Below are 281 nucleotides of genomic sequence, written 5' to 3'. Positions count from 1 at the left end.
TTGAAGAAGAGGGAAGCAAGCTCTATAGCTACGGGAAAACGTTGCAACCAGCCGGGGAACGGTGTGTATCAATCCAGCAAAGAGGGGGGCGAAAAGGCCGGGAGGCCCTGTGTGAAATCCGGTATGCCCCTGTTACGGTGAAAATCCCGGCCAACAAACAGGGCACATCTGTTCCGTTGTATTATGTAAACTGTGAGGAAAAGGGAAAAACGGACGGTCTGTGCTGGCATCTGTTGACATCAGAGCCGGTCACGAGTGCTGAGGAAGCCCGGCAGATACTG

The 281-nt window shown here is 53.4% G+C and carries 1 pseudogene; it reads left to right on the top strand.

Annotated elements, in window-relative coordinates:
* Positions 1-281: pseudogene (locus M6G53_RS25290) on the top strand (IS4 family transposase); the annotation flags it as partial.

Source organism: Serratia nevei, from assembly GCF_024160145.1.
GTDB lineage: Bacteria > Pseudomonadota > Gammaproteobacteria > Enterobacterales > Enterobacteriaceae > Serratia > Serratia nevei_A.
The sequence above is the reverse complement of the archived record's forward strand: the minus strand, read 5'-3'. Positions and strand labels throughout refer to the sequence as shown.